18 protein-coding genes are annotated in these 25,697 nt (G+C 50.7%); 7 read left to right on the top strand and 11 right to left on the bottom strand.

The features are described 5' to 3' along the window. Positions 1-113: 113 nt before the first annotated feature. Positions 114-1,691, bottom strand: a complete 1,578-nt coding sequence (gene ahpF, locus JMW05_RS08420; protein WP_201504859.1) for an alkyl hydroperoxide reductase subunit F — start codon at positions 1,689-1,691, stop codon at positions 114-116. Between the two features lie 429 nt (positions 1,692-2,120). On the opposite strand from ahpF, the gene JMW05_RS08415 reads away from it, so the two are divergent. Beyond that, positions 2,121-2,369, top strand: a complete 249-nt coding sequence (locus tag JMW05_RS08415; RefSeq protein ID WP_201504858.1) for a YdcH family protein — start codon at positions 2,121-2,123, stop codon at positions 2,367-2,369. Between the two features lie 137 nt (positions 2,370-2,506). Here the strand turns inward: JMW05_RS08415 and ahpC are convergent, their stop codons facing one another. Next, positions 2,507-3,073 (bottom strand): alkyl hydroperoxide reductase subunit C, encoded by a 567-nt coding sequence (gene ahpC, locus JMW05_RS08410; protein WP_201504857.1) that lies wholly within the window; start codon positions 3,071-3,073, stop codon positions 2,507-2,509. A 187-nt stretch (positions 3,074-3,260) separates the two neighbouring features. On the opposite strand from ahpC, the gene JMW05_RS08405 reads away from it, so the two are divergent. Then, positions 3,261-4,169, top strand: a complete 909-nt coding sequence (locus tag JMW05_RS08405; RefSeq protein WP_201504856.1) for a hydrogen peroxide-inducible genes activator — start codon at positions 3,261-3,263, stop codon at positions 4,167-4,169. Positions 4,170-4,251: 82 nt separating this feature from the next. Here the strand turns inward: JMW05_RS08405 and JMW05_RS08400 are convergent, their stop codons facing one another. The 5 genes from JMW05_RS08400 to JMW05_RS08380 form a co-directional block, all read right to left on the bottom strand. Next, the gene (locus tag JMW05_RS08400) at positions 4,252-5,673 is read right to left on the bottom strand and encodes a DUF1513 domain-containing protein (RefSeq protein ID WP_201504855.1); all 1,422 of its coding nucleotides are present in this window, start codon (positions 5,671-5,673) and stop codon (positions 4,252-4,254) included. 2 nt (positions 5,674-5,675) lie between these two features. Then, the gene (locus tag JMW05_RS08395; protein ID WP_201504854.1) at positions 5,676-6,821 is read right to left on the bottom strand and encodes an imelysin family protein; all 1,146 of its coding nucleotides are present in this window, start codon (positions 6,819-6,821) and stop codon (positions 5,676-5,678) included. A 319-nt stretch (positions 6,822-7,140) separates the two neighbouring features. Beyond that, positions 7,141-8,697 (bottom strand): di-heme oxidoreductase family protein, encoded by a 1,557-nt coding sequence (locus JMW05_RS08390; RefSeq protein WP_227691564.1) that lies wholly within the window; start codon positions 8,695-8,697, stop codon positions 7,141-7,143. A 322-nt stretch (positions 8,698-9,019) separates the two neighbouring features. Next, positions 9,020-10,471, bottom strand: coding sequence for an imelysin family protein (locus JMW05_RS08385; RefSeq protein WP_201504852.1), 1,452 nt, complete (start codon positions 10,469-10,471; stop codon positions 9,020-9,022). Between the two features lie 327 nt (positions 10,472-10,798). Next, positions 10,799-11,455, bottom strand: a complete 657-nt coding sequence (locus JMW05_RS08380) for an OmpA family protein (protein WP_201504851.1) — start codon at positions 11,453-11,455, stop codon at positions 10,799-10,801. Positions 11,456-11,843: 388 nt separating this feature from the next. Here JMW05_RS08380 and JMW05_RS08375 point away from each other — a divergent pair, with 388 nt between their 5' ends. The 5 genes from JMW05_RS08375 to minE all read left to right on the top strand — a co-directional run bounded on the left by JMW05_RS08375 (position 11,844) and on the right by minE (position 16,299). Beyond that, entirely contained in the window at positions 11,844-12,797 is a 954-nt protein-coding gene (locus JMW05_RS08375) for an acyltransferase (RefSeq protein ID WP_201504850.1), read from the top strand. Between the two features lie 92 nt (positions 12,798-12,889). Continuing rightward, positions 12,890-13,951, top strand: coding sequence for a hypothetical protein (locus JMW05_RS08370; protein WP_201504849.1), 1,062 nt, complete (start codon positions 12,890-12,892; stop codon positions 13,949-13,951). A gap of 193 nt (positions 13,952-14,144) precedes the next feature. Further along, positions 14,145-14,906 (top strand): septum site-determining protein MinC, encoded by a 762-nt coding sequence (gene minC, locus JMW05_RS08365; protein ID WP_201504848.1) that lies wholly within the window; start codon positions 14,145-14,147, stop codon positions 14,904-14,906. A gap of 284 nt (positions 14,907-15,190) precedes the next feature. Further along, positions 15,191-16,006, top strand: coding sequence for a septum site-determining protein MinD (minD, locus tag JMW05_RS08360; RefSeq protein WP_201504847.1), 816 nt, complete (start codon positions 15,191-15,193; stop codon positions 16,004-16,006). Next, positions 16,006-16,299 (top strand): cell division topological specificity factor MinE, encoded by a 294-nt coding sequence (gene minE / locus JMW05_RS08355; RefSeq protein ID WP_201504846.1) that lies wholly within the window; start codon positions 16,006-16,008, stop codon positions 16,297-16,299. Before minD ends, minE begins: the two co-directional genes overlap by 1 nt. 71 nt (positions 16,300-16,370) lie before the next feature. Here minE and JMW05_RS08350 read toward each other — a convergent pair whose 3' ends face one another. The 4 genes from JMW05_RS08350 to JMW05_RS08335 form a co-directional block, all read right to left on the bottom strand. Beyond that, positions 16,371-16,898, bottom strand: a complete 528-nt coding sequence (locus tag JMW05_RS08350; protein WP_201504845.1) for a cytochrome b — start codon at positions 16,896-16,898, stop codon at positions 16,371-16,373. 99 nt (positions 16,899-16,997) lie between these two features. Beyond that, positions 16,998-17,570, bottom strand: a complete 573-nt coding sequence (locus tag JMW05_RS08345; protein WP_201504844.1) for a hypothetical protein — start codon at positions 17,568-17,570, stop codon at positions 16,998-17,000. 48 nt (positions 17,571-17,618) lie between these two features. Next, the gene (locus tag JMW05_RS08340) at positions 17,619-18,614 is read right to left on the bottom strand and encodes a chemotaxis protein CheB (protein WP_201504843.1); all 996 of its coding nucleotides are present in this window, start codon (positions 18,612-18,614) and stop codon (positions 17,619-17,621) included. Then, positions 18,607-25,659, bottom strand: a complete 7,053-nt coding sequence (locus JMW05_RS08335) for an Hpt domain-containing protein (protein ID WP_201504842.1) — start codon at positions 25,657-25,659, stop codon at positions 18,607-18,609. Before JMW05_RS08335 ends, JMW05_RS08340 begins: the two co-directional genes overlap by 8 nt. Between the last annotated feature and the right edge of the window lie 38 nt (positions 25,660-25,697).

The following is a 25,697-nucleotide window of genomic DNA, read 5'->3' as shown; positions in this document are numbered from 1 at the left end:
ACTTAAGTGACGTTTTTTAATTTTAAAATACGATTTTATGAACTGTGCGAATATACACGCATAAAAAAAGCCACCTCAATAGAGATAGCTTTTTGATTAAAACGATTTAAAACTTATTGCATAACCAAGTATTCAAAGGCAGACAATGCCGCTTTACTGCCCTCGCCCATGGCAATGTTGATTTGCTTAAAGGGGACAGTAGTCACATCGCCACAAGCAAAAATACCTTTGCGGTCAGTGCGGCAGCGCTCATCAATCTCAATCTCGCCAAAGCGGTTCACATCAATAAAGCCTTTGACAAACTCAGTATTGGGCACCAGACCAATCTGTACAAACACCGCTGATAAGTCCAGCGTATTGGTCTCGCCTGTCACGCGGTCTTGGTAGACAATCGCACTTACTTTGCCATCCGTCGCTTTGATTTCTTGCGTCGCCGCGCTGGTGATGATGTCGATATTGTCTTTGCTTTTTGCCTTATTAATCAGCACTTGGTCAGCTTTGAGACTATCAGCAAATTCAAACACCGTCACATGCTTGACGATACCTGCCAAATCAAGCGCCGCTTCAATACCTGAGTTACCACCGCCAATCACCGACACGTCTTTACCTTTGAAGAACGGACCGTCGCAGTGCGGGCAGTACGCCACGCCTTGACCGATGTTTTCTTCTTCCCCAGGCACGCCAAGCTTACGCCATTTTGCCCCTGTCGCAAGGATGATGCTGCGCGTGGTAAAGGCTTCGCCTGTGTTGAGATGAATGCGGTAGTTTTCGTCTTCGGTTTCGCTGATTTCTTTCACCGTCACGTGCTGCTTGGTGGTGATTTCATATTCTGACAAGTGCTTTTCAAAATCGTTCGATAAGTGACTGCCAGTGGTCAGTGGTACAGAAATCAGGTTTTCAATATCTTGCGTGTCTTTGACCTGCCCGCCGATACGGTCAGCGACCATGGTCACTTTTAGCCCTTTACGTGCGGTATAAATCGCCGCCGCTACGCCCGCAGGACCTGCGCCGATGATGGTCACGTCTTGTTGCTCAAGCCCAGCACTGTCTTCGCTTGGTGCTGACAACAGGTCAGGATATTGGTCTTGCAACTTTTCAATCAGCTTTGCCGTATCAATCTTGCCATTGGCAAACGGTTTGCCGTTTAAGAAGACCGCAGGCACGCCTTGGATATTGTTGGCATCGACCTGCTCTTGGAACAGACCGCCGTCAATCATCTCGTTGCTGATGTTGTCATTTAATAGCGCAAATTGGTTCAGCGCCTGTACGACTTCTGGGCAGTTGTGGCAAGACAATGAAATATAGGTCTGGAAGTTTAATGGCTGACCGATACGCTTAATGATGCTTTGGATGCCTTCGTCCAATTTCAGCGTGTGTCCGCCCGCTTGCAAAATTGCCAAAATCAGCGAGGTAAACTCGTGCCCGCCTGGGATACCGCTAAAGATGATGCCTGTATCGCGTGCATTATCATCTGCAAGGCTTTGTACACTAAAGCTGATGGGGCTTGGCAAGCTGTCATCGCTTTTTGACTCATCAAAAACAATCTTGTCGGTCGCGCTCGCCACTTGTTTTAAAAAGTCGATAAGCTCGGCGCGCTTTTCGTGCTCGCCTGCGCCAAGGACAAAGGCAACGGCGTGGCTCATGTTGGTGCTGTAACTGGTGATGGCGTCGATTAAGCTCTTATCTATCATGATGTATCCTCTTATTATAAGCTTTGTTACGCACGTGTCATCTATGCGTCTATACGTATCAAATTGTTGAGCCGCTTTGGTAGTTATAAACCAAAAAAAAGTAGCGCTAGCGGCTATCAGTGGCTCTATTATCAAGGCTTCACGCGGTGATGACAAGCTGAGAAACCCAATTACTAAGTTTTATAAAACCAATCGTTAGTTATTTATAATTTTATATTTTTAATAAAAAGCACATAAATAATCTTGGCAAGTGTCTTATATTTTCGCTACAATCGAGAATAGGTCGCAAATAAAGCAGGCATGATGCCATGCAAATCAGTGCTGTCACGCGACCTGTATCGGTCAGATACGATGACAGTATTTAGGCTATCAACATCAGATGCGCCAACGCGGTGCGACCACATTGGTGCCACATACAAGGATGCGTTTATGATAAAGACCGACACATGGCTTGAGAATCGCGACATCATCAAAGAGCTGCAACAGACCGATGCCCACTTTGCAGAGATATTTGAAGAACACTGTCAGCTTGATAAAAAAATCAACCGCCTAGACCAAGACCTCATCAAGCACAGCAGCCGAGATGAAGAGATTGAGCAGATGAAACGGCGCAAACTGCATCTAAAAGACGAGATATATCAGATTATCCAAAAAAATAAGACCGAGGCGCAGACTTAGTTTTTGATACCCCCTCAGCACAACATTCCCTCAGCACAACAAAAAAGCCCCCATCGTCAAATGGGGGCTTTTCGTTGTGCTCTGATACCCGCGCTGGGTAGCATGGGCATCATAACACGGTATCCTAAACGTATTGCTTAGATTTTACCAACAAGGTCAAGGCTTGGCTTTAGGGTCGCTGAACCTTGTTCCCATGCTGCTGGGCATACTTCGCCGTCGTTTTCACGCACGTACTGAGCCGCTTTTACTTTGCGAACCATGTCTTTTGCGCTACGACCGATGCCTAGGTCATGGATTTCTGCAACTTTAATCAAGCCGTCTGGGTCAACCAAGAAGGTGCCGCGTAGTGCTGCGTTGTCTTCTTCAATCATGATGTTAAAACCACGGGTGATTTTGCCAGTACCGTCACCAAGCATTGGGTATTGTACTTTACCGATGGCTTCTGAAGAGTCGTGCCATGCTTTGTGTACAAAGTGGGTGTCGGTTGATACGGCATATACTTCTACGCCTAGGCCTTTTAGTTCTTCGTAATGGTTGGCCATGTCTTCAAGTTCAGTTGGGCATACGAAAGTAAAATCGTGTGGGTAGAACATAAAGATTGCCCAGCTGCCTTTCACGTCGTCTGAAGTGATGGTTTTGAATTCACCGTTAACGAATGCTTGAGTTGCAAATTCTGGGATTTCTTGATTGATAATTGCTGCCATGAATGGCTCCTTTATTGTGGATTTATTGTGCTGTGTTTATGGTGGTCGCCACGTGTCGTCTTGACCACCTCGACTTACTGTGACTACTATACGTGAATCGGTTGGTTTATCCAGTTAAAACTTTTTATTCTGATGTTTTGTTTTATTAATGTTGTTAGACTATTCTCTTCACTATAAGCGAGCGATTATGATTACTCTACGTCAACTTGAATTTGCTTTGGCGGTGGCCAAACACCGCCATTTTAAACGTGCGGCAGAAGACTGCAACATCTCTCAATCGGCGCTCAGCCTTGGTATCGCTGAGCTGGAAAAACAGCTCGACACCCAGATATTTGAGCGCAATAACAAGCAGGTGCTGATAACGCCCATCGGTGAAGAGATTTTGACACGGGCGCAGCGGGTGTTCGCTGAGATTTATGATTTGACAGCGCGCGCGCAGAGTCATCAGACGCCGCTTGCCTACCCCATGACCGTGGGCATCATTCCGACCATCGCGCCGTATCTATTGCCCAAAGTCCTGCCTGCCTTGCGTAAGCAGTACCCCAGCTTTCGTATGACCATCATTGAGCAGCAGACCGAGCGCTTGCTCGAAAAAGTGCGCTACGGGCACATTGATACCGCCATCATTGCGCTGCCCTATGCGGTAGATGGGCTGCATACTTTTGAGTTTTGGTCAGAGGACTTTTTTGCGGTGTTCCCGCAAGATGACAGTCATGCCAAGCTTGACAACATTGACGCGGACACGCTGGCAACTGCCAATCTGATGCTGCTCGGTGAAGGGCACTGCTTGACCGACCAAGCGCTGTCGGTATGTCATTATGACCGCAGCGATATGAAATCCAGCTTTTCTGATGCCAGCTTAAATACCTTGATTCAGATGGCGTTGACCAATATGGGCACGACGCTTGTGCCTGAGATGGCGCTCAAGCAGCTGCACCTACAAAACCGCAATGCCGTGGCCGTGCCGCTCGCGGAAGAAGGACCGCATCGCCGCATCGCTTTTGTTACCCGCCTTAACTACGCGCGCGTGGACGATGTGAACTTACTCGGCGATGTGTTTAAAGAAGCACTTACCGCCAATACCACGGCTGAATAACGGCAAAGACAAATACAGCGGATAATAAAAAAGCCTTTTGCTTATTCATCAAGCAAAGGGCTTTTTGATGAGTGCCTGACTGTTAATCACTGACCGCTTGCAAATGATTGTCAAAAGACATGCGGTGGCGCACGTGCTGCACTTTTAGGTGATAGCATGTATTGCCTGTGCTGTCTGTATCGCTGTTCGCGTCTTTGTGTTTAACGTCATTTTCTATCACGGCAATATGCGTCAGTTGCCCTTGCCCATCACTGACAATAAAGCCTGTCTCGTCGCCCAGCGTATGCACAGACGCGCCCGCGCAATCAGGCAGCTGTACACTGTCAATGAAGGTATGCGTCGCCACATCGAACACCGCCGCACAGCCGCCGATGGGTGTGGTGACGCATAATATATCCCGCGCACTGTCCACCGCTACGCTCGCAATGTACTGATGAAAACGCTGCCACGCGCCATCGGGCATGTGCATGGCAGTGAGGCTTGGCTCTCCGCGCTGATGCGTGAGTACCAGCGGTAAGTTCAAATGCCGCTCGCCCTGAAACTGCACGCCAATCATCACGCGACCATTATCATGCACATCCAAATGACGAATGCTCATCTGAGGGTGCTCGGGCATGACTTCTTCGAGCAAGCGCCCATCGTGGCGACTCAGGTACGCGAGCGCTGGGCGCATGGTATCGAGGTTCAGCTCCTCGCGCGAGGCTTGTTCGGTTTTGATGCCGCCATTAGCGATAATCAAGGTCTCGCCATCAGGATGCATCACCAGCTCGTGTGGTCCGATACCGTAGGCGTCGAATTCTTTGATTTTTTGATAATCCTTTTGCGCATCATAAACGCCGATTTTGCCCGTTAAATTGACCGTGTCATTTTCACTGACGTACAGCAGCAGACCGTCTAGACTGTAGCACGCATGCCCATAAAAATGCCGATGCGGCGGCGCGGTAATCGCGTGTTTGAGCTGACCGTGTGCGCTCCCGAGCACCCAAAAGCGCGCGCTCGGTCGCCGACCCATCACCACCACATCTCGCGTGGCAATATCCGCGCTCGGCTGCACCACGATGTCATGCACGCGCTCGGGCATGGTGGTCTGCCACACCAGTTGGCGCTCGGCATCGATACCGACCACACCAAAGCCTGCTTCTGTACTATCAGAGGCCTTGTCTGTACGATGCGCATAGGGCATCGAGGCGACACCACTGACCCAGCGCACCGTACGCGGCAGCTGCTGGGTATGATAGCGGATACCGTCTTTACAGGTGCTGCTGCTGGTCAGCGCCTCGTACTGATGCTGCATATCAAGCGTTTGCGGACGTGTAAACTCGGTCAGCCGCTGACGCACGCCATCGCTATAGTCACGCAGTGTGGCATCAGGGTGCTGCCGCTTGCGATAGCAGTGATGCACGCCCACGATAGCCGCCGTACCGCAAAGCGTGCCTGCGACCGCTTTTAGCGATTCATACCACCAAGGCTGCGCGGTGGCGGAGGGTTTGGATAAGCGGGTCATGATTAGTCGCCGTCAGTGCTGTTAAAGCCCACGCGGATACCGAGTGCAGGTATCAGCTGGCGCTTGATGAGCTGCGTGACGCGGGTCAAATGCTCGTGCAATTCGGTTTGCTGCGCTTTGTCCGCTTGCGTGATGTCCTCAGGCATTTGCGCGAGCAAACTGCTGGTTTCGGCAAGCGCCGTCGATAGGTCATTGCCGATTTGGCTGTTATTACTGCTCAGCATGGCGGTCAATACAGGGTCGGTCAAGGCAGTATTTAGCGCGGCGACTTTGGCATTGATGATGGCGCGGCTTTCACCTGCTGTTGCTGCTGGCACGTGCCCTTTACTCTTGCCGTTTAAGCCAAGCGGCTGCTCAATAGCGCTGGACTTCATGGTTTCAACCAAGGACAGCAAGGAGTTCATCCATTGGTTTAAGCCCATGTCGTTGTCTTTGGTCTCATCAATCGCTAAGAGCTTGCTGGCGTTTTGTTGCCAGTTGTCGGTGATGCTTTGTAGGCGCGTCTGTAGTGCTTGGCTTGCGCTCATCACATAGGCGCACTGCCCAGCGTCTAGGCTGTCATTACTGTACAGCACTTCTTCCAATCCTGGCACGCCTTGGACAATGGCGCTTTCATTGGCGAGCGCATCGGCAGTCAGACTTGGATTGGCGCTAATCAAATCGGCGACGCCGCTGTGTACCAAGCCGCGCTCGTCGGGGTAGTAGTTGATATACAGATTGTTCATGCTCTCGGTCGCAGGACCAAAGTGAATCATCTCCGCATTTGCCCACGCTTGCGCTAAGACCAGCCACTGTGCGCGCAGTGCCTCTAGCGCCTCACCTGAGACAGGCGCACTCTGGCAGTGTTTTTGCGCTAAGGTGTTTAAAGCTTCGCTTTGTTTAGCGGCATCGGCATAAGCGGGAATCACCAAATCATTGGCGACGTGCTTGAGATACGCCGCTTCGGCTTCAGGGCTGATGTCCGCCGCTTGAATGGTTGGCTGGCTGTCAGCAGTAGCGGCGCTCGTGTCTGTTTTGGTATCGACGTTTTGGCTGTCGGCTTGCGCGTCTGCATTTTTCTCTGGCTTTTCGGCGGGCTTGGCGCAGCTGATTAAAAAGCCTGCGCTGAGTGCGGAGAGTGCCATCATGAGGGCGTGATTTTTTTTCATAAAGTTCTCGGTGCTGAGTTCAGCATAATGGGCTGATAGGTATGTATACTGAGCGCGTTTTTGGTATTGCCGCGCTCAATATGGCTGCTAGACATGGCGCGGATTGGGTCGGCGCGCCTGTCTTCACAAATTTTTCTAGGGCGTGTCTTCATTTTAAAAATGGTGATAAAAATGAGATAAACCGTAGTCAAACAAGGAAAAAATTGCAGAGAATATAGAAATATTCACAAAATTTTTGACGATGTTTGGCAAGATTTAGCCGTTTTTAGCCCATTTAGTCACAGACGTTTGAATTGAAGACACGCCCTAATACATTTATTTATAAAGACTGCAAAAAGGCGCTTAATTCTGCGCGGCCCTGTTTATCGAGCGTCAAGACTTTTTCTTGTTGCGCTTGGGCTTCGCCGCCGTGCCACAGCACTGCTTCCATCGGCGTGCGGGCGCGACCGTCGTGCAAGAAAGTGGCTTGCTCATCAACGGTTTTTGCCAAGCCAATACCCCACAGCGCAGGCGTGCGCCAATCATACGAGGTCGCCAAAAACTCTACTTGCGCGTCTTTGGCAGGCAGCTTACCTGCGACCGTACGGTCAGCCAAGCCCTCGCCCATATTATGCAGCAGCAAATCGGTATAAGGATAAATCACCTGTCCGTGCTGTTCGAGGCGGTCGTCATCGGTGGTCGGCAGCTGATAGCGCGGGGTGTGGCAGCTTTGGCAGCCAATGGCATAAAAGTGCTTTTTGCCTGCCAAGACTTGCGGGTCATCGGCGTTACGGCGGTTCGGCACCGCAAGGTTGCGGGTATAAAACTCCACAAAACGCGCGACCTCATCACTGACTTCGACCCGCGCTTTGCCCTCGCCTTGCGCATCTGCGCCTGTCGGCGCGTTTAGACACGCGGTTTGGGCTTTGGTGCATGATTCGTGCGGACGGATGCTTGAGGTCAGCCCCATATCTTCATTAAAAGCGCTTTGATTTTGGGTCAATAGGCGCGTCTGTCCTGCTTTCCAGCCAAAGCGTCCGAGCGCTTGCTTGCCTGTCTGCGGGTCAAGCACCCAGTTGTAGCGCCCACGGATACCGTCCCCGTCTTCATCCTCCGCGTCCGCTTGCTGCTTGATTTGAGTGTCAGCGATTTGCTCAAGCAAACCCAAACCAATCATCGGCGGCGCGGTGCGCGGCGAGAGCATCAGCGCATCATCGAGTGCGCCATAGCCTGCATGGGTCAAGCGAAACGTCGGCTTGCGCAGCGTCTCGACATAGCCATCGGCAAAGCGTATCGGCACCTCTTGCCACGTGACCTCAATGCGCGCTTCGGCAGGGACGCCTTCAATAGCGCGGTCTTGCAGTTGCCCGCCATAGATAGGGTGCGCGACTTTTTCTATCATTGAATTTTTGAGTTGCTCGCGCTCGTTGTCATTGCTTGCAGGCATGGCAAGACGCATCAGCAGACTGTCGGCGCTGTCGGTCGCATCCATCGGCGCATGTCCGCGACCGTCTTTGATGTGGCACGACTGACACGCTGCGACATTAAACAGCGGTCCCAAGCCATCGCGGCTGTCGGTACTCGCTGGCGCAATGACCCACGGCTGCTTAAAAAACGCATTACCAATAAAAAACTGCCCCTTACGCGAGGCGCTGATGTTCGATGATGGCTTAGAGTAGCTCTCGCTACTGCTGATAGTGATGCCCGTATCGCCGCCTTGTTGAATCTCTTTGGGGTCAAAGCTGACCAACTGCTGCATCGGCACACCTGCCAGCGACTCGATGGTTTTGGTGCGGGCGTCCGTTAGGCTCGCTGCGGGTGCGGCGGTATGCTCTGTCTTTTGCTCAGTCGGTTGACAGCCGCTCAGTGATAACGCGCAGAGGCTAAGGGCAGTCATTGTTTTTGGCAGCGCGCATTTTTTATTGCTGCGGCGCGCGGGTGCGGCAGTCACGGTATCCAAAACAGCAGTCCATAACGTTTTCATAAAAGCGACCTTAAACAAACAAAAATCCATGCGTCAGTCATCGTGATATCGAGCACCTTTGATAGGCACGAGATTGACCAGTGATGATGCAAAAAAACACCGAATCAGCAGCATCGACGTTGCCGTGACCCTCATCGGCAACCAAAGACGCCACCGATTGCGGCTTTGCACTTGGCACGTAGGCACAGCGCGTTACCACAAACGATGGCGTCATTGCCCATTCAGCAATACTCGCTTAAAACTGCGAGCCTGTATCAGCGTCTAGATTGTCAATACCGATGGCATTGGCGGCGTTTTCAATGCCTGAGGTGAGGTTTTGTAAGCTACTGATGGCAGCTTCGATATAGCCACGGCGCTTGGTTTGCTCTTCTGCCGCAACGCCGACCTTGTCCGCTTGACCGACAGTGGCAATCATCTGATCGACTTTTACGCCCTGCTCTTCACCTTGCACCACGATGGTATTAAAGGCATTGCTGACTTGCTGGAAATCTGCAGCAAGCTTGTCCGCTGCGTCTTTATGATTGGTATCGACCAGATATTTCTGGAGACCGTAGCCACCCACGTTGTCACCAGATACCGTCTCGTAGTTGCCTTCAAAGATATTTTGGATGCCGCGCGCGTTGTTGGCATAGCTTAGGTGCGTCAGGTCACTAAAGCACTCATGCTCATCTTCGGTCGAGCCTGTGACAAACGCCACCTGCATACGCTCTGATGCCAGCTCACCCAGCGCAAGGCTGCCCATTTGATACATGATTTGGCGCAGTGCGTTGTCGTCTTTACGCGCCAAAAAGTCACTGCGCAAGCTGTCGGTACTGTCAGCTCGCCACTGGGCTTCCATTGCGCTTAGATCATCAACCAAGAGCTGCGCGGCGGCTTTTAGATACGCGCCTCGGCGGGTACAGACCTTGGCGTCTTCATTGCTCGTGCTGCCACTGGTACACTCACCTGCGCCTGTTTGGTAGTCGCTAACAGGGCGATTGCCCGCGCCTGCGCCCACGCCATTGGTGTCCTGACCCCACAATAAAAACTCGATGGCATGATAGCCTGTGGTCACGTTGGCTTCGCTGCCACCCACTTCGCTGAGGTCAGCCAATAGCTCAGGCGTGATGTTGCTGGTGTCTTTTTGCAGACTGCCGACGCTGATGCTTTCGCTGTTGATAATATTGTCTTTGCTGTTGTACTCGCCTTGATAGTCGTCGCTGACATAGTCAATCAGCGCCTCATCGAGTGGCCACGCGTTTAATTGCCCCTCCCAGTCATCGGTACTGCTGATGGCGCGCTTGTCACTTTTGCCAACAAAGCCTTGGTCAAAACGAAAAATCTCCGTTTGTGAGTACGGCGTGCGCGCCGCTTTGTAGGCAGCTTTAGCCGCGTCTAAGTTGGCTTCAGTCGGCGCGTCTACAAAGGTATTGATGGCGGTTTGCAGCATCTTTGCAGTATCCAAAGAGTCTTTATAGGCGGCGTGCGCCATATCTGCGTAACTGATTACCAATCTGTCGATGCTTGCTTGCTCAACGGCTGAGCGCTTGTTGCCTGACTCTGCGCCCGCAGTGTCTGTTTGCGCTTGGGTATCGGTAGCAGGCGTTTCTTCGCTTTTTTTGGTACAGCCCGTCATGAGCAGCACACCTGCCAATGCTGCTGCCACAGTGGTCGGTAACAACTTACGGCTTGTCGTGATGGGGTTCATACGTATCCTTGATAAAAGTTCAGATAAATTTGGTAATAATTGTGTTACAAACAATGGGCTAAATTATAATGTTATTGATAACTATTATCAAATAGTATTTATGCGCTTAGCCTCTTATTTTTGATAATTTTTTTCGGTTATCAATACAGCCTTCATAGTCGTTTGCTGTTGTTTATGACCGCTACACTGTAGCTAAAAACTAAGTCTCACTTTTGCTAAATACCAAATATCAGACACAAAAAAAGGCTGACATCGCGCCAGCCTTTTTTTCGTATTTTATGTTTTTTTACTAACTTAATGATTTGTTCACCTAAGTGAGCAATCAGATTAGTTTACGCTTTGTGGGGCGTTGATGGTCAGCTCAACACGGCGGTTTTGCTGACGGCCTGCGTCAGTGCTGTTGCTAGCGACTGGACGTGACTCACCATAAGCGACCACTTGGATACGGTTGGCAGAAACGCCACGAGCGGTCAAGTAGTTGGCTACTGAGTACGCACGGTCACGAGACAAGCGCATGTTGTAGCTGGCATCACCACGGCTGTCAGTATGACCTGCGATAGTCACGGTAGTTTTGTTATACTGGTTCATGGTCGTTGCCAATTTGTCCAGTGTTGGCTTGAATGATGAGCTTAGGGTCGCATCATCAAAAGCAAAGGTAATGTTGCCTGGCATGACCAGATCAATGTTACCTGTGGTTGGGTTTTGCTCAACGCTTACGCCCGTACCACTCATTTGCTGCTCAAGCTGCTTGGCTTGACGCTCCATGTAGTAGCCAACGCCTGCACCCAGTGCTGCACCGATAGCCGCGTCACGACCTGTGTTGTCACCGCCAGTCGCTTTAGAGATGGTTGCACCACCTACTGCGCCTGCGATGGTACCGATAGCGGTCTTGTTCAGACGCTGCTGACCTGTCGTTGGATCAGTGGTACAGCCTGTCAATACCATGCCAGATGCAAGTGCTGCAATCATAAGTTGGTTACGCATAAAATTCTCCTCAACAAATAGTGTCATCCCCCGCGCCGCATTTTGGTCATAGATTTATGGTAAATCTGCACCTCGACATGGGGTAGTTCATCAATGTAATAATAGTGCTGGGCACTTTCATTATCATTATGGCGAGGCAAACCTAACTGTGTGTAATATTTTGTCACACCTATGTATGAGATGTGCATGATAGATTGCAGCGCAATGATAACTTTACTGTGAACAACGTCATCACTTATGCACGCGACGCTTTTGAGACGTATCTTGCGTTTGTTTTCGGTGTTTTTGCTTATGTTAACAGTCGTACACTCAGCCATATTTCTGCTAAAATCATACGCATAGCGCATTTATTCCACCGATTATTATTGCGGATAAAAGGACACTCCCCATGCAACTGGCCTCTGTCATTCAAAAGTTACACCAACGCAGCCCCAAGCTTGCCAAAGCCGTTTCATTGACCACAGCGACAGGCGTCATCGCTGCCAACAGTCTGGCCTGTAGCGTGCCTATTTGGCTGACTGGTGGTGCCAAAATCATCACAGGGGCAAAGATTGCCGATAAGGCAGTGATTGGCATTACCAACCACTGGATTGGGGTCAACAATGCCATGATTGATAACTTGTTGCCGCAAAAAGACTGGCGCATCGATTTGCCTGATGACATCGACCCCAATGGCAAATATCTGCTCGTCAGTAACCACCAATCATGGGTGGACACCAGCATCATGCAGTACATCAGTGAAAACAGATTGCCGTTGACGCGGTTTTTTACCAAGTTTGAGCTGATTTATATTCCCGTGGTCGGTCAGACCTTTTATTTCTTAGACTTTCCGATGATGCGCCGTCACTCTAAAGAAGCCATCGCCAAAAATCCTGCCCTACGCGGACAAGACATTCAAGAAGCCAAACGCGCCTGCGCTTTGTTAAAAGACAAGCCGTTTACTTTGCTCAACTATCTTGAGGGCACGCGCTTCACCAAAGCCAAACACGACGCACAAAACGCGCCTTATGAGCATTTGCTCAAGCCGCGCGCGGGTGGTTTTGCACTCGCCATACAGACGCTCGGCGAGGAGATTGATGGTATTTTGGACATGACCATCGTGTATCCTGATGGCGTACCGACCTACAGCGACCTATGGAAAGGCAATATTAAGCACTTGGGCGTTCACATTCGCCATGTCGAGATGCCAGATGAGCTGTTTACACAGATTAAAGATGGCGGCTATGATCGTGACGAGACGGTCAAGTCGGCGCTGTTCGATTGGCTTGATGAACTGTGGCAACAAAAGGACAAACGCATCAGCAGCATGCTGGCGATGTTTGCAAAATCACCAGTGACTTAGCGCGATATTACCCGCCTGCCGCTACGTGCGGTCATCACGCGTATTGTTTTTCATAGTCACGGATAAATATTCACTGATAATAAGGTAAGCCTGTGTCCCAACCTCCGATTTCGAACGCATCGACGCAGACCGTCACACACGTCCCAAGCCCACCGCCAAAGCCGCCCAATCGCTTTAAGCTGGGCTACGATATTTTTATGCTCATCGTTATCAGCATTGATTTATTGTTGATTAGCCTTGATGCGGTGCTGATGAGTCAGTTCAGCGCCAATGCGGCAGAGTGGCTGAACATTACCCAAAGTCTTGTGTGGTATCAAAGTACCGTGCACGAGCCACTGCGTACGGCGGGCGGATTTTTTACCATATTCTTGGTCGCTGAGCTGTTCGTCCGCTGGATGATTGCCATTCAGCGGCGCACTTATTATCGCTGGTTCTTTTTTCCGTTCGTCCACTGGTACGAGGTGCTCGGCTGTTTTCCGCAGCTGCGTATGCTGCGCTTGTTCCGCGTGGTGGTCATCGGGCGCAGACTCTATCAGCTCGGCTATCAGGTGCTGCCGCAGCTGTGGATTGAGCGCATCAAGTTTTATGGCGATATTTTGCTCGAAGAGCTGTCCGACCGCGTGGTCTTGACCATCATTGCCAATTTTCGTGGCGAGCTGACCGACACCAATGCGCAGCAATCGATTATCAACTCGACACTGACGCGCAATCGTGCGCATATAGAGGCGGCGGTACTCTCTATGCTGCGCCAAGAGCTGATACCGCAGTTGCAGCAGTTAAAGGGCAACCCAACCACGGGCAACGTCATCGCCACTGAGGTGGGCAATGCGATTGAAGAAGGCTTGGCAAATACCCCTGAGCTGCGCCGCTACGTGCGTATGATTCCGATTGCTGGCAGCTTGATTGAGTCGCAGATGCTCCAAATCGGGCACAATGTCGGCGAAAATGTCGCCAGCGCCGTCACTGAGCGTCTGTTAGATGCTGAGCGCTTGGACGCTTTGATGCAAAATATCGCGCACGGCATCGCCAATATGGATACCCAAAACAGCGCGCTTGAAACCTTGATTGCCGCCTTGATTGCCGACAGCTTAAGCGGGCTTGAAGCGCAGGTCAAAGTCCAGCAGTGGAAGCACAAAGACATGCTGAACCTATAATCCTCTATCTGAGACCCAATCCTTGGGTTGCCATAGATTTTTGTACGATTTTATCCAGACGGGGGCTTGTGAAACCCGTCTGTCTCTTAGTACACTGCTGGGTATCTGTAGCCTAGCCGCACCGACCCAAACCACAACCTCATGACACCATGCGCCGCGATGGCAGCACCAGTATCTTTTAAGGACAAGCTCTATGACGATTTCGGATACCGACTCTCACGCCGCCACCCCCGCCGTTAATTTTTACGGCAAAATGTTGACTTTTTCGCGCTTGCAGTTGCATACCGATGACCTACAAACCGTCGAGGCGCAGCTTGCACACACGCTGAGCAACAAAGAGAGCAACATTCCTATCATTATCGACAGCAGCGTCGAGCAGGACTTGAGCGCATTGGTGGATTTGCTGTGGTCTTGGGGCTTGCAGCCTATCGGTGTGGTCACAGGCATCTTAGAAGAGCAAGCACGCGAGCAGCGCCTTGCCATCTTCCCTGCCGATGGCAAACGCATCGAGCGCATTATCCCCAAAAAGCCCCCTGCCCCGCAGCCTGTCGAAACCGCAGCGCCTACTGCCAAGGTCAATGACGCGCCCAATGAAACGCTTGATGTTGCTGAGCAAAACACCACGCTGATTTATGATCAAATGCTGCGCTCAGGACAAAGCCTAAACCACGTCGGCGGCGATTTAATTTTGACCAACAGTGTCAACAGCGGCGCTGAAGCCATCACCGACAACAGCCTACACGTCTACGGTCGTGCGCAAGGGCGCTTGGTCGCGGGCGCAACGGGCGATAAAGATGCGCGTATTTTTTGCCAAGTATTTAACCCAACGCTTGTGTCCGTTGCGGGTACTTACTGTTTGCGTGACAACTTGCCCGAAGAGGTCATTGACCGCGCGGTACAGGTGCGCTTTATTGAAGGCGAAGGCTTGATATTTAGTATTATCGACGAAGATTAAGCGTATTGGTGGGAAATTTATCAATGCCATTATTCATAACATAAGCTGTCGTTATTATTAATAACAGCTTTAAAATCACTTTTTATTATTTCACCGTGACTCGCTATAAATTTTTGTTTATTTATGCTAGGCTTACGGTCGTAGATTGCGCTTATTACACGCTATTTTGAGCCAAAACAGTCAAAGTCAGACACCCTGATTTTTGAGTGCCTTTTTGCCTGCGGTATTGAGCCAATTTTTTATTATTCATCAGTCATCTCATAAATTCATAGGAGTGCGCCATTGTGGCAAAGATTGTTGTGATCACTTCAGGTAAAGGCGGTGTGGGCAAAACCACGACCAGCGCTTCTTTTGCTGCCGGCTTGGCGTTACGAGGCTATAAGACAGTCGTTATTGATTTTGATGTGGGTTTGCGTAACCTTGATTTGATCATGGGTTGTGAAAACCGTATTGTTTACGACTTTGTTGATGTCATCAGCGGCAGCGCTCGCCTATCTCAAGCGCTCGTTAAAGACAAGCAGCTCGAAAACTTATTCATTCTGCCAGCCAGCCAAACGCGTGACAAAGACGCGCTGACCAACGAAGGCGTGGCGGAGGTCATGGATGAGCTATCAAAACAGTTTGATTACATCATCTGCGACTCACCTGCCGGTATCGAGCGCGGCGCACAGCTTGCTATGTACCATGCCGATGAAGCCATCATCGTCACCAACCCTGAAATCTCTTCAGTACGTGACTCGGATCGTATCATCGGTATCTTACAAAGCCGCACCAAAAAAGTGGAAGAAAACCAAGGCACGGTACGTGAGCACTTGGTCATCACCCGCTACAATCCTGAGCGCGCGGCTGCCAATGAGATGATGGATATCGACACCATCTCAAATGACATTCTAAAAGTGCCACTGCTTGGGGTTATTCCTGAAAACCACGCTGTCCTTGAAGCATCAAACCACGGTGAACCTGTCATTCATTACACCGACTCTGTCGCGGGTCAATGTTATGACGATATCGTCGCTCGTTTCCTTGGCGAAGAGCGCCCACTGCGTCATCTTGAGGTGAAGAAAAAGAGCTTCTTACAGCGCTGGTTTGGGGGTCAATAATGAGCAAGAAAAAAGGATTTTGGAGCAATTTGTTTGGTTCTGAGAATCAAGCAAGTGGCAGTGCAAACGCGGCAACGGAACGCCTTAAGGTTATCGTTGCCAGCGAAAATCGTCTGAACAGTCGCTTGACCGCTGAGCGTATTGAAAAGATGAAGCGTGAAATCTTAGAAGTGGTGAACAAGTACGTGAATGGTGTTCAGATTAATGATGTCAACATCAATCACCGCCACGAAGACAGTCTGGATGTGCTTGAGATGAACATCAGCTTGCCTGAGCATCAAAAAAAGCCATAAGCTCGCAGACTGCCGTTTGCGCACCGTAATAAAAAAGCCCCATGTGAATGGGGCTTTTTTGTATGTAGGCTTTATTTCATACGATGGATTAGACGGTCTTTTTTGACGAACTGATGATAAAGCGCAGCACCGATGTGTAAAAGCGTAAAGGCGATAATCATTGGCCAGATAATCTCAGTATGCATGTCATTAAAAAAACGCGCCATACCTCTATCGGGGGTCACAAAGACAGGAATCGCAAACAGACCGAACATATCGACAGGGCGACCGCCATAAACAGTCATCAATAGCCCCGCAATCGGCATGGCAATCAAGGCTGCATATAAGGCAAAATGGGTCAGACGTGACGCCAGCATTTGCCATTTGGGCGCAGGCATTTCAGGTGGTGCTTGGGTGAATAAGCGATTAATGACACGCGCTATCATCCAAAACAATAAGCTTAAACCAAATGCTTTGTGCAAACCGATATAGGTACTGCCACCAATATTTTCACTCAATAAAATCATGCCCCACGTGATGAGTAATAACAGCGCGCTGATCCAATGAAAAATTCGGCTACTGACGGGCCATTTGTGCAGCGCGGGTGCGGTATTATTCATAAGGCGTCTTCTTATTATTTATCTTATAGATGGTTATCGGTGGTTATTATTGTGGCAAAAAGTAAATACAGCACGGCACTGTTTTTCACGGCGCTTTGACTAGCTGTCAAGGTCAACCATATTGTGGGCGATTTTATCCAAGTCAGGTACCAAATAGATTTGATCGTTCACCATGACGGTCTGGAACAGATAAGATATCAAAACATTTTCTCGCAATTGTTCTGCAAGTGCATCATTATTGTTATCTTGGCTCGCCGATTCACGAAAAATATTGCCGCTTTTGTTTTGGCGGTTTTTTTCGATGTTATCCGCCGCCACCACTTGATACTGCTCAGGCAGCTCAATGTCTTTGACATCGGCGATACGCACGGTAAAGCTGTCAAGCTCACCTGCGGTCTGCAAAGCCAAACGGTGTACATCGGTATTGCCCTCTAGCACCACCAGCTTATCTGGCTGATGTCCTCGAGGCAGCAAGTGAAAGACCGCCACCTCTTGGTCTTGCCACAGATACGTCCAAATACGCTCTTGATAGTCATCCACACTCAAAATCAGGCTGCTCGGCACGAGCCAATCGGGCTGGTTTTTTGCAGGTACAACTGTGACGTCAAGTAAGCCGTTATCAGCCGACAATAAGCTGACTGCCTCAAAGGTATGTTTGCGAATCTGGCTCATAAGGTACTCACCATGGGTTAACGATTATCAAAATTTACTTAAAACGCTTTAAGACAGCGAATATGAGATTTGCGTCATCTCAGCGATATAGTCGGTCAGCTTTTGTGCAAGTGCGGTGGGACTGCCTGAAAACTGGCAGTACCCTGAATCCAGTACGCTCTGCGGCTGACTGGGACACGTGCTTAGGCGTGGGTCTTGTACCCACAGCTGGCTGTGATTGTCCTGAATCGTTGCCAAATGCTGCGACCCATCCGTACCCATCCCTGAAAAGATGATGCTGATAAGGCGGCTGCCATAGACATCGCTGGCGTTTTTCAATATCTCGCCAATCGCAGGTTTGTAGCCGCCCGGCCACGTTTTATCGGTAACAATCACGCGTCCAGTAGAGTCGCAGACAATCTGCTGATTGATGGGGGCAATCAGACAATGCCCTGCTTGTAGCCGCCGCGTACTGGTGATTAACTGGCAGCGCCAATCGTTGTGCCGATTGATGACTCGTGGCAGCGTCTCAACCATACTGGGATTAAAGTGATGCGCGAGCAAAATACAAATTGGCAAATCAGGCGATAGGTTGTCCAAAAACTCTTTTACCGCGCTTGGACCGCCCATAGACGCGCCCAGCAGCACCACGTACTGCCAATGCGGCTGCGTGTGCTCATAGACGGGAGACGCCGCAAGAACGGGCATTTCAAGGATTTGCGCCAGTTTGCGTTTAAGCTTACGCTGCCATTTGGCATAGTACTGGATAGCATTGAAGTATGGCGCTTGCGAAAACCCGACGAGTACCGCTTTTGATTGGGTATTGGCAATCATACTTGCGGTGTCATCATCGTAGTCGCCGTCAATCAGCCAGACATCGATTTTATTTCTAATGGGTTTTCGTTTTAATTGTGCGCGGTTCACGCTGTCTATCAGCGTAAAACCGCAGCCACGAATGGTCTCACTGAGTGCCAAGCGTTGGTGTTGGCTCTCGGCGACGACCAGCATCGTGATGTCACTGGTCGAGGTGTCGGCTAAGGGTTTCGTCTGTGTGTCATCAGTCATCTGTCGCACTTAGTTCTATCCCCAGTAGGGTTTGGATTTTGTTTAATAGCTCATTTTCTTGGAATGGCTTACCCATGTAGTCATTCACCCCCGTCTCAAACGCGCGCTCGCGGTGTTTTTCGCCTGTGCGCGAGGTAATCATGATGATGGGGATGTCGCGTAGACGATTGTTGTGACGCACTTGGGTCGCCACTTCAAAACCGTCCATACGCGGCATTTCAATATCTAACAAAATCAAATCAGGCAGCGCTTCTTGCAAAATCTCTATCGCATCGATACCATCTTTTGCCACCATCGCGGTGATGCCTTGACGCTCTAAGAAGCGCGAGGTGACCTTTCTGACCGTTACCGAGTCATCGACCACCAAGACGCTGACTTTCTTATCGTCACGGCTCTGGCTCGTGGACTGACTGACCTGCTTCATCTCTTTCATGATGGTCGTGTTACGCATCAAGGCGATGGGGTCTAAAATCAGCATGACCGAGCCATCACCCATGATGGTCGCGGCAGAGATACCCGCAAGGTGCGACAGCTGGCGTCCTAGTGGCTTAACCACCACCTCAATACGCGAGCCTGCAATCTGGTCTACCTGCAAAGCCAGATTTTGCCCTGCGCGGTTTTTAATGATAATAACAGGTAAACTGCTGCTGGTGTTAACCGCCAGCTCATTAAGTTTGCTGCCTGTCAAAATCTCATTCAAATAGCGCACGCGGTAGTCGTTATTCTCAATGCGCATGGTGGCGCGCTCGGAGCGGTAGTAGTCGTACAGATGCTCAGGCTCAATACGCACCACACGCTCAATGTGTACCAGCGGAATGGCGTAATAGCGGTCAGCGGCGCGAACAATCAGCGCATCAGAAACCGCAACCGTCAGCGGTACACGAATGGTAAAGCGCGAGCCTTGACCCGCTACGGAGTTGACCGAAACCACGCCGCCCAACTGACGAATCTCACTGATGACCACGTCCATACCCACGCCGCGCCCTGAGATTTGGGTGACGGTTTTGGTGGTGGTCAGACCCGCGTTAAAGATGTACTGCATCACTTCAAGGTCGGATAAGCGGTCGTTTTCATCAATCAACCCTTGGGCAATGGCTTTTTGGCGGACGGCCTCAACATTGATGCCGCGACCATCATCGCTCAAGTGAATCACCATCTCACTGCCTTCACGCATCAGCTCAAGGCGAATCTGACCGTTACGCTCTTTTCCTGCCTCAAGACGCTCTTGCGGGCTTTCGATACCATGGTCCACCGCGTTACGCAGCATGTGCTCTAGTGGCGAGGTGATGCGCTCCAAGATGGTTCTGTCCATCTCGTCATCGGCATTATCGACAACCAGACTCACCGACTTGTTCAGCTCGTTACCCGTCTGGCGTACGATACGCTCAAGACGCGGAATCAAGCGCGAGAACGGTACAATCCGCGAGCTCATCAAACCGTTTTGCAAATCGGCCTGCGTCCGTGACAGCTGTAGCAATAAGTTTTCATTGTCACGCGTTTTTTCGAGCAAGGTATTGTTAATATCAAGCAAATCCGATGCCGACTCGGTCAGTGACTTTGACAGCTGATTTAAGGCAGAGTATTGGTCCATCTCAAGCGGGTCAAAGCCTTCATTCTCAATCAGCTCAGCATCGTCGATTTGTGACAGAATTTGCGCTTCAAGCTCAATTTCCATACGGCGCAGCTGGTCAGCCAAACGCTGTACCGTCGTGCCCATCTCCTCCAAGCTGTTGGTCAGGCTGCTCATACCCATGTCGATACGCGCACGGTTAATCGCCGACTCGCCCGAGAGGTTAATCATATGCTCAATCAAGTTGCTTGAGATACGAATCATCTCATTGGTGCTGCTTTGCTGCTGGGTATCGAACTGCCCTGTCATTGGTGGCATACGACTGATGTCTTCAACGCGGCGCACCGTCTCTTGCTTGTTTTGCTTAGCAAGCACAGCCGACAGCTGCGTCTGTAGGGACTGCGTGGGAATCGATTTTAAGCTGTCTGGGTTTTTGATGAATTTTTGCAAAGCACCAATCAAGGCGCTTGGCATCGGCGCATTGATTTTGTGTTTAAGAATAAACACCGCATCAGAGAGCCAGTCATGACAAGCAACCAACAGCTGCGCGACCATTTTGGTGGCTGGGCGACGACGGATGGCCAGCTCTTCGTAGACCGTTTCCATCTGGTGCGCCAAGTCTGCGATACCATTGGCCGACACCATGCGCGCGCCGCCTTTGATGGTATGTAAGTTGCGCTGCAAGGTTTGTAGCGCCACAAGGTCGCTGATGTTGTTTAAGAACAGCTGCAAATACTTGCTGCTACTCAAGATAAGCTCGTCCGCCTCTTCTAAGAACACCTCTAGAATATCAGGGTCAGGCAAGCCATCACTCCATGAGGCATCGACCATCATGTCGAGACTGACGATATCGTCAGAATCTGCCTGTGTAGTAATGTCTTCTTCAGGCGTCACTATTTCTTCTTCAGTCTGCGCAGCGTTCTGACCTTGCAGCGCTGGCAGTACCAAAGTGACGGTTTCTGGCAGCTCTTTCATGTATAAGAAGGCTTGTAGCTGCTCAATCAGTTCATTGGCAAAGAAAGACTCTTGATAACGTACCACATGGTCAATTTGCAAGGACAAGGTGTCTTGTACCATCTGCATGATGGTGAACCACTGATCGGTTGGCTCAATCGTGTTTTCAACAAAGGCTTCATAGATACTCTCAGCCTCGTGCGTCAGGTCACCGATACTCTGAATGCCTGCCATACGCGCGCCACCTTTGATGGTGTGCAAATGGCGCTGCAGCACTTTTAGTGCACTTAAGTTATAAATATCATCGCGCCATGTGCCAAAAGTCGTGGCCACAGCGGTATCTAACTCTTGCGCTTCTTCTAAGAAAATCTCCAGCAGCTCAATGTCGGTATCGATAACCTCAGGTTTTGACTGCTCCGCCGATGTCGTTTGCACAGGCTTGACAGGCATAGGCTCAGCACTGATAACAGGCGCGACCGCAGTGACGGGCGCCATATCCGCTGATGGCGGCGCGCTGTCTTCGACTACTGGTGCGACGTCCGCTGCATTGTCATGACGGCTCGCGGTAGCTTCATAATCTGCTAGCCAGCGCTCTGATGACTCAAGTGCGGCCTCGTCTACTTTAAGAGACATACTGGCGGCCAATGCATCGAACAGACCCACCAGCTGCTTGTGCCCGCCGAGCAATAATGCCACAAACTCAGGCTTAAAACGCACCTCAAGGTGCTGTGCCAGCAGCGTATAAGCATTCTGTAACGTCGTCAAAATACGTGTGAACTTACGTGAAGACTGGGTTTGGCTCATCAAGGCAGTGATTTGCTGCTGCTGCTGATTGGCGTAATGCAGCAGCTGCGTCTCATTGGCGCTCGCCAATACAGACTCGAGCTCCATGTCTGCATCTAGCAGATCGTCTACGCCGATATCTAACAGCTCGACCACATTCAGATGTGATACTGAGGTGACTGGCTGCTCGGTGCTCTCTAGCATACCTTGGAGTGATAGCAGCTCTTGCTCCTGCTGCGTGCGATCTGGTGCTGCTGTCTCATGCTGCTGTAGCCCTTCTTCGTAATTGATCAGATACTCTTTAATCAATACGGCAGACTGCTTGAGCGCTTGTAAGTGCTGCGCGTTAATCGGTGTGTCATGATGCTGGAGCTGCTCTAGGCTCTTTTCAATCGCAGCGCTGACTTCACTGATGGCGCTCAAAGAACACGAGCCTGACGCGCCGCGCAAGGTATGAAATGCGCGAACCAACTCGTCACTAACGGCTGTCTCGGTGTCTTGTTCATGCTCACTGATAAAGCCATCAATCACTTGTAATAACGACTGCGCTTCTTCGACAAAGATATGGCACAGCTCGCGCTCTTCATCATCAGGTATGTGCTCGATGACTGGCGTTTCACCAATCATTTCACTCACTGAATACAAGGTCTGTAGGGTTTCGTCAACGATTGGCGCTTCGACATCTGCCTCATAGCTATCCTGAATCTCGTCAGCGGGCGCATCTGCTTGTACGTCAAGATAAGTAAACGCATCGCCAAGCTGTTTGTTATAGGCATTGGCACATGCCACCCACAATGCCATCTTTTGCGGATACGCGCGGTGCTGCTGCGCAAAAATCTCAATCAATTCAGGATAGGCATCCAGCACATCACCGACCAACGCGACCATGCCTGTTGATACCGTCACCGTATGGTCGAGTATGCGGTTTAGCATATTTTCAATAGACCATGCCAGCTCTGCTGAATGGTGCGCGCCCACCATGCGCCCTGAGCCTTTAAGTGTGTGAAAACCACGGCGCACATCTTTGAGCACGTCGAGTGACTCAGGTGCTTGCTGCCATTGCTCATAAAGCGGTACGATTTCTTCTAGAACCTCTTCCGCCTCTTCGATAAAAATCTCTTTGATGTCAGGGTCAGCATCATCGCTGTCCGCAGGCAGCACGGCCTCATCTATAAAAGGCATAAGCACATCGGGCACCTGTCCTGCCATACCCGTATCGGCAGACGCACTGGCCACAGGTGACGCTTCACTGGCGGTATGCGCTGTGTCCGCGATGGTGTCGGTATCGCTGGTAAGCACGGGCGCGCTCAATGTGTCGCTGACAGACTCAAGCGCCGCGTCGTGATGGACGCTGTCCTGTCCTGCTGCGACAGAAGCTGGCAGACCATCGTTATAGTCACGGTGCGCCAGTAGATTGTCACAATGCAAGATAATCACTGCAGTGTCGACCGTTGGTGGTTCGCCAGCGGCAAAATCAGCAATCAAGGGCTTGGTCGCATCGACCGCAGACAGCACCACAGTGACCACTTCGTCACTGACCTCAAGCGTCTTGTCCAGCACTCGATTAAGCAGGTTCTCTACGGCCCACGCCATCTCGCTAATACTAAATGCGCCGACCATACGCCCTGAGCCTTTTAGGGTATGAAAGCTGCGACGTACCTCTGTCAGTGGGGTTAAATCTTGCGGCGCGTGCTGCCAAATGGGCAAAAATTCTTCTAAAGTTTCGAGTACCTCGTCCACCTCTTCGATGAAGATTTCTCGTATCTCTTCGTCAATCTCAAAGCTGTCTGGCTTGGTTTTACTGCGCGCTTCTTGTAGTAAGGCGCTTTGTTCTGGCACGGCGGGTGCCGCTTTTTCAGCGGTCTCTGTTTGCTCACTATCACCATGCTCATCGCTATCGGCATCTGCATCATCAGCCGCGTCATGCTCAGGCAAAGCGCCCTCAGTATCACTGTGCGTATTGTCCGATTCTGCTGTTTCGATATCGTCAGGCACAATCTCGCCGCTGTCATCGTAGCGCACCACGTTTTCTGCAGCGTTTTGCAAACTGGTATAGGCCAATGCGGCACGGCTGTCATTGCCATCTGTATGATCAATCGGACGGGCAATCAAGTCGTCGAGCAGGTGACTGGCTTCATCGATATAGCTGGCCGCCTGTACCAACAAAGGTGCATCCAACACTTGCTGCGCCAGATAATCCAGCAGCAGCTCGATAGCAGAGAGACCTTCAGCGAGTGATTGGGTCAGCTTCCACCCCAAGGTGTGCAAGTCGTGCGCGATGATTTGTGTGAATAACGAGGCAATGTTGTCTGTAACGGCGCGTGCTTCTGGCAGACCCATGTCTTCAAACGCATGGGCAATCTGCGTGAAAGTCTCCATGGGCGGCAACAACTGCGGGCGCTGACGCTGTACGTAATCATTAAAATGACGCTTGACGCTCTCAACCAAAATACGCAGCTCACGCAGTGCATGGTCGTCGATATGACTTAAAGGGGGTGTCTCGTCTTCTGCTCGCTGCGCTTGCACCGTGAAAGATGTGGCGTCACCAATCTTGGTGCGGATGGTCTGCTCGGTGTGATAAATGGCGCTGTACAGCTCTTGCAGCTGGCGCTCGATTTGCCATTGCACCTGTGCAAAGGCCTCTTCTGAATGTGCTGTCGTCTCTACATCGTCCAAAATCTGTGTGACTTGCGCTTCATACAGCTTCCAGCCACGCATGCCTAACCGCTCTTCAACACGGCGCAATGGCTCAATCAAAGACAAAGGACGGTCTAACGTAAAAATAATCGATTCAATGTCATTCAAAATACGGGGCAAAAAGCGCGCAGACAACACATCTGAAGCAGGCATTTGATGAATAAGGGTCTTGCCCGCATCGTCCAAGTCGGCAAAGCGGCTCATATTGAGGTAAATATCAGCGATGATGGCTTCAATACGTCCCGCACTGACGCTGTCTAACTTTGCGTCTGACTGACACGCCGCGTAGACCGCAATCATACGCTCAAGCTCAGACAAGATGGCGCTGTAGGCTTCAGGCGTAGGCTGGGTATTTCGTGCCAGATTGTCCAGCCAAATCTCCACCACATACCACAAACGCTGATGCACCGCGTCAGATATGTTTTGCCAAAGCGTATGGCTAATCGCTTGCAGAGCAGCTAAGCGCTCGGGGTGATTGATATTGTGCGCGCTCAATGCCTGCGCCTCTGTTTGCCATTGGCTCAGCTGCGCGCGATATTCCAAATCTGGCAACACAAAAGGCTCATGACTCACCGCATCTACCGCATCAAGAGCAGGCGCGGTGATGCGCGCACGCAGGCGCTGTATACGAGGCGCTATGTCTGTGTCATCACGGCTATCAGACAGCTGCTGTGCCAGCTCAATCAGCCCATCAATGGTCTTATACACCATCGCTTCACGATAGACGCCCGTCTGTATATAGGCCATCAACTCATGCTGCAATAGCTGATGCGCAAAGATGGCTTGGCGAGACACCGAAGCGTCCATCGACTGACGTGCACAAGCGGCAGCCAATAGGCTAAGCGCCCCTGCCAAATCTGCCAAACGCGGCAACTGTGCCATCACCAACGCACCATCAATGTCGTGATAATGCTGGGCTAAAGGCGCAATGTCAGCGGCTTGGGTATCCTCAAGCCAGCCTTCAGACAGTTGCTCTAACTGCTGATTTAAGAGTGGCAATAGCCATTCAAGCGTCACCATTTCGTTGGGCTGGTTCTTCATAGGATTGTCCTAACTCGTTTATCATTCGCCCATATACC

It is taken from the genome of Psychrobacter aestuarii (assembly GCF_904846035.1).
GTDB classification, from domain to species: Bacteria; Pseudomonadota; Gammaproteobacteria; order Pseudomonadales; family Moraxellaceae; genus Psychrobacter; species Psychrobacter aestuarii.
The sequence above is the reverse complement of the archived record's forward strand: the minus strand, read 5'-3'. Positions and strand labels throughout refer to the sequence as shown.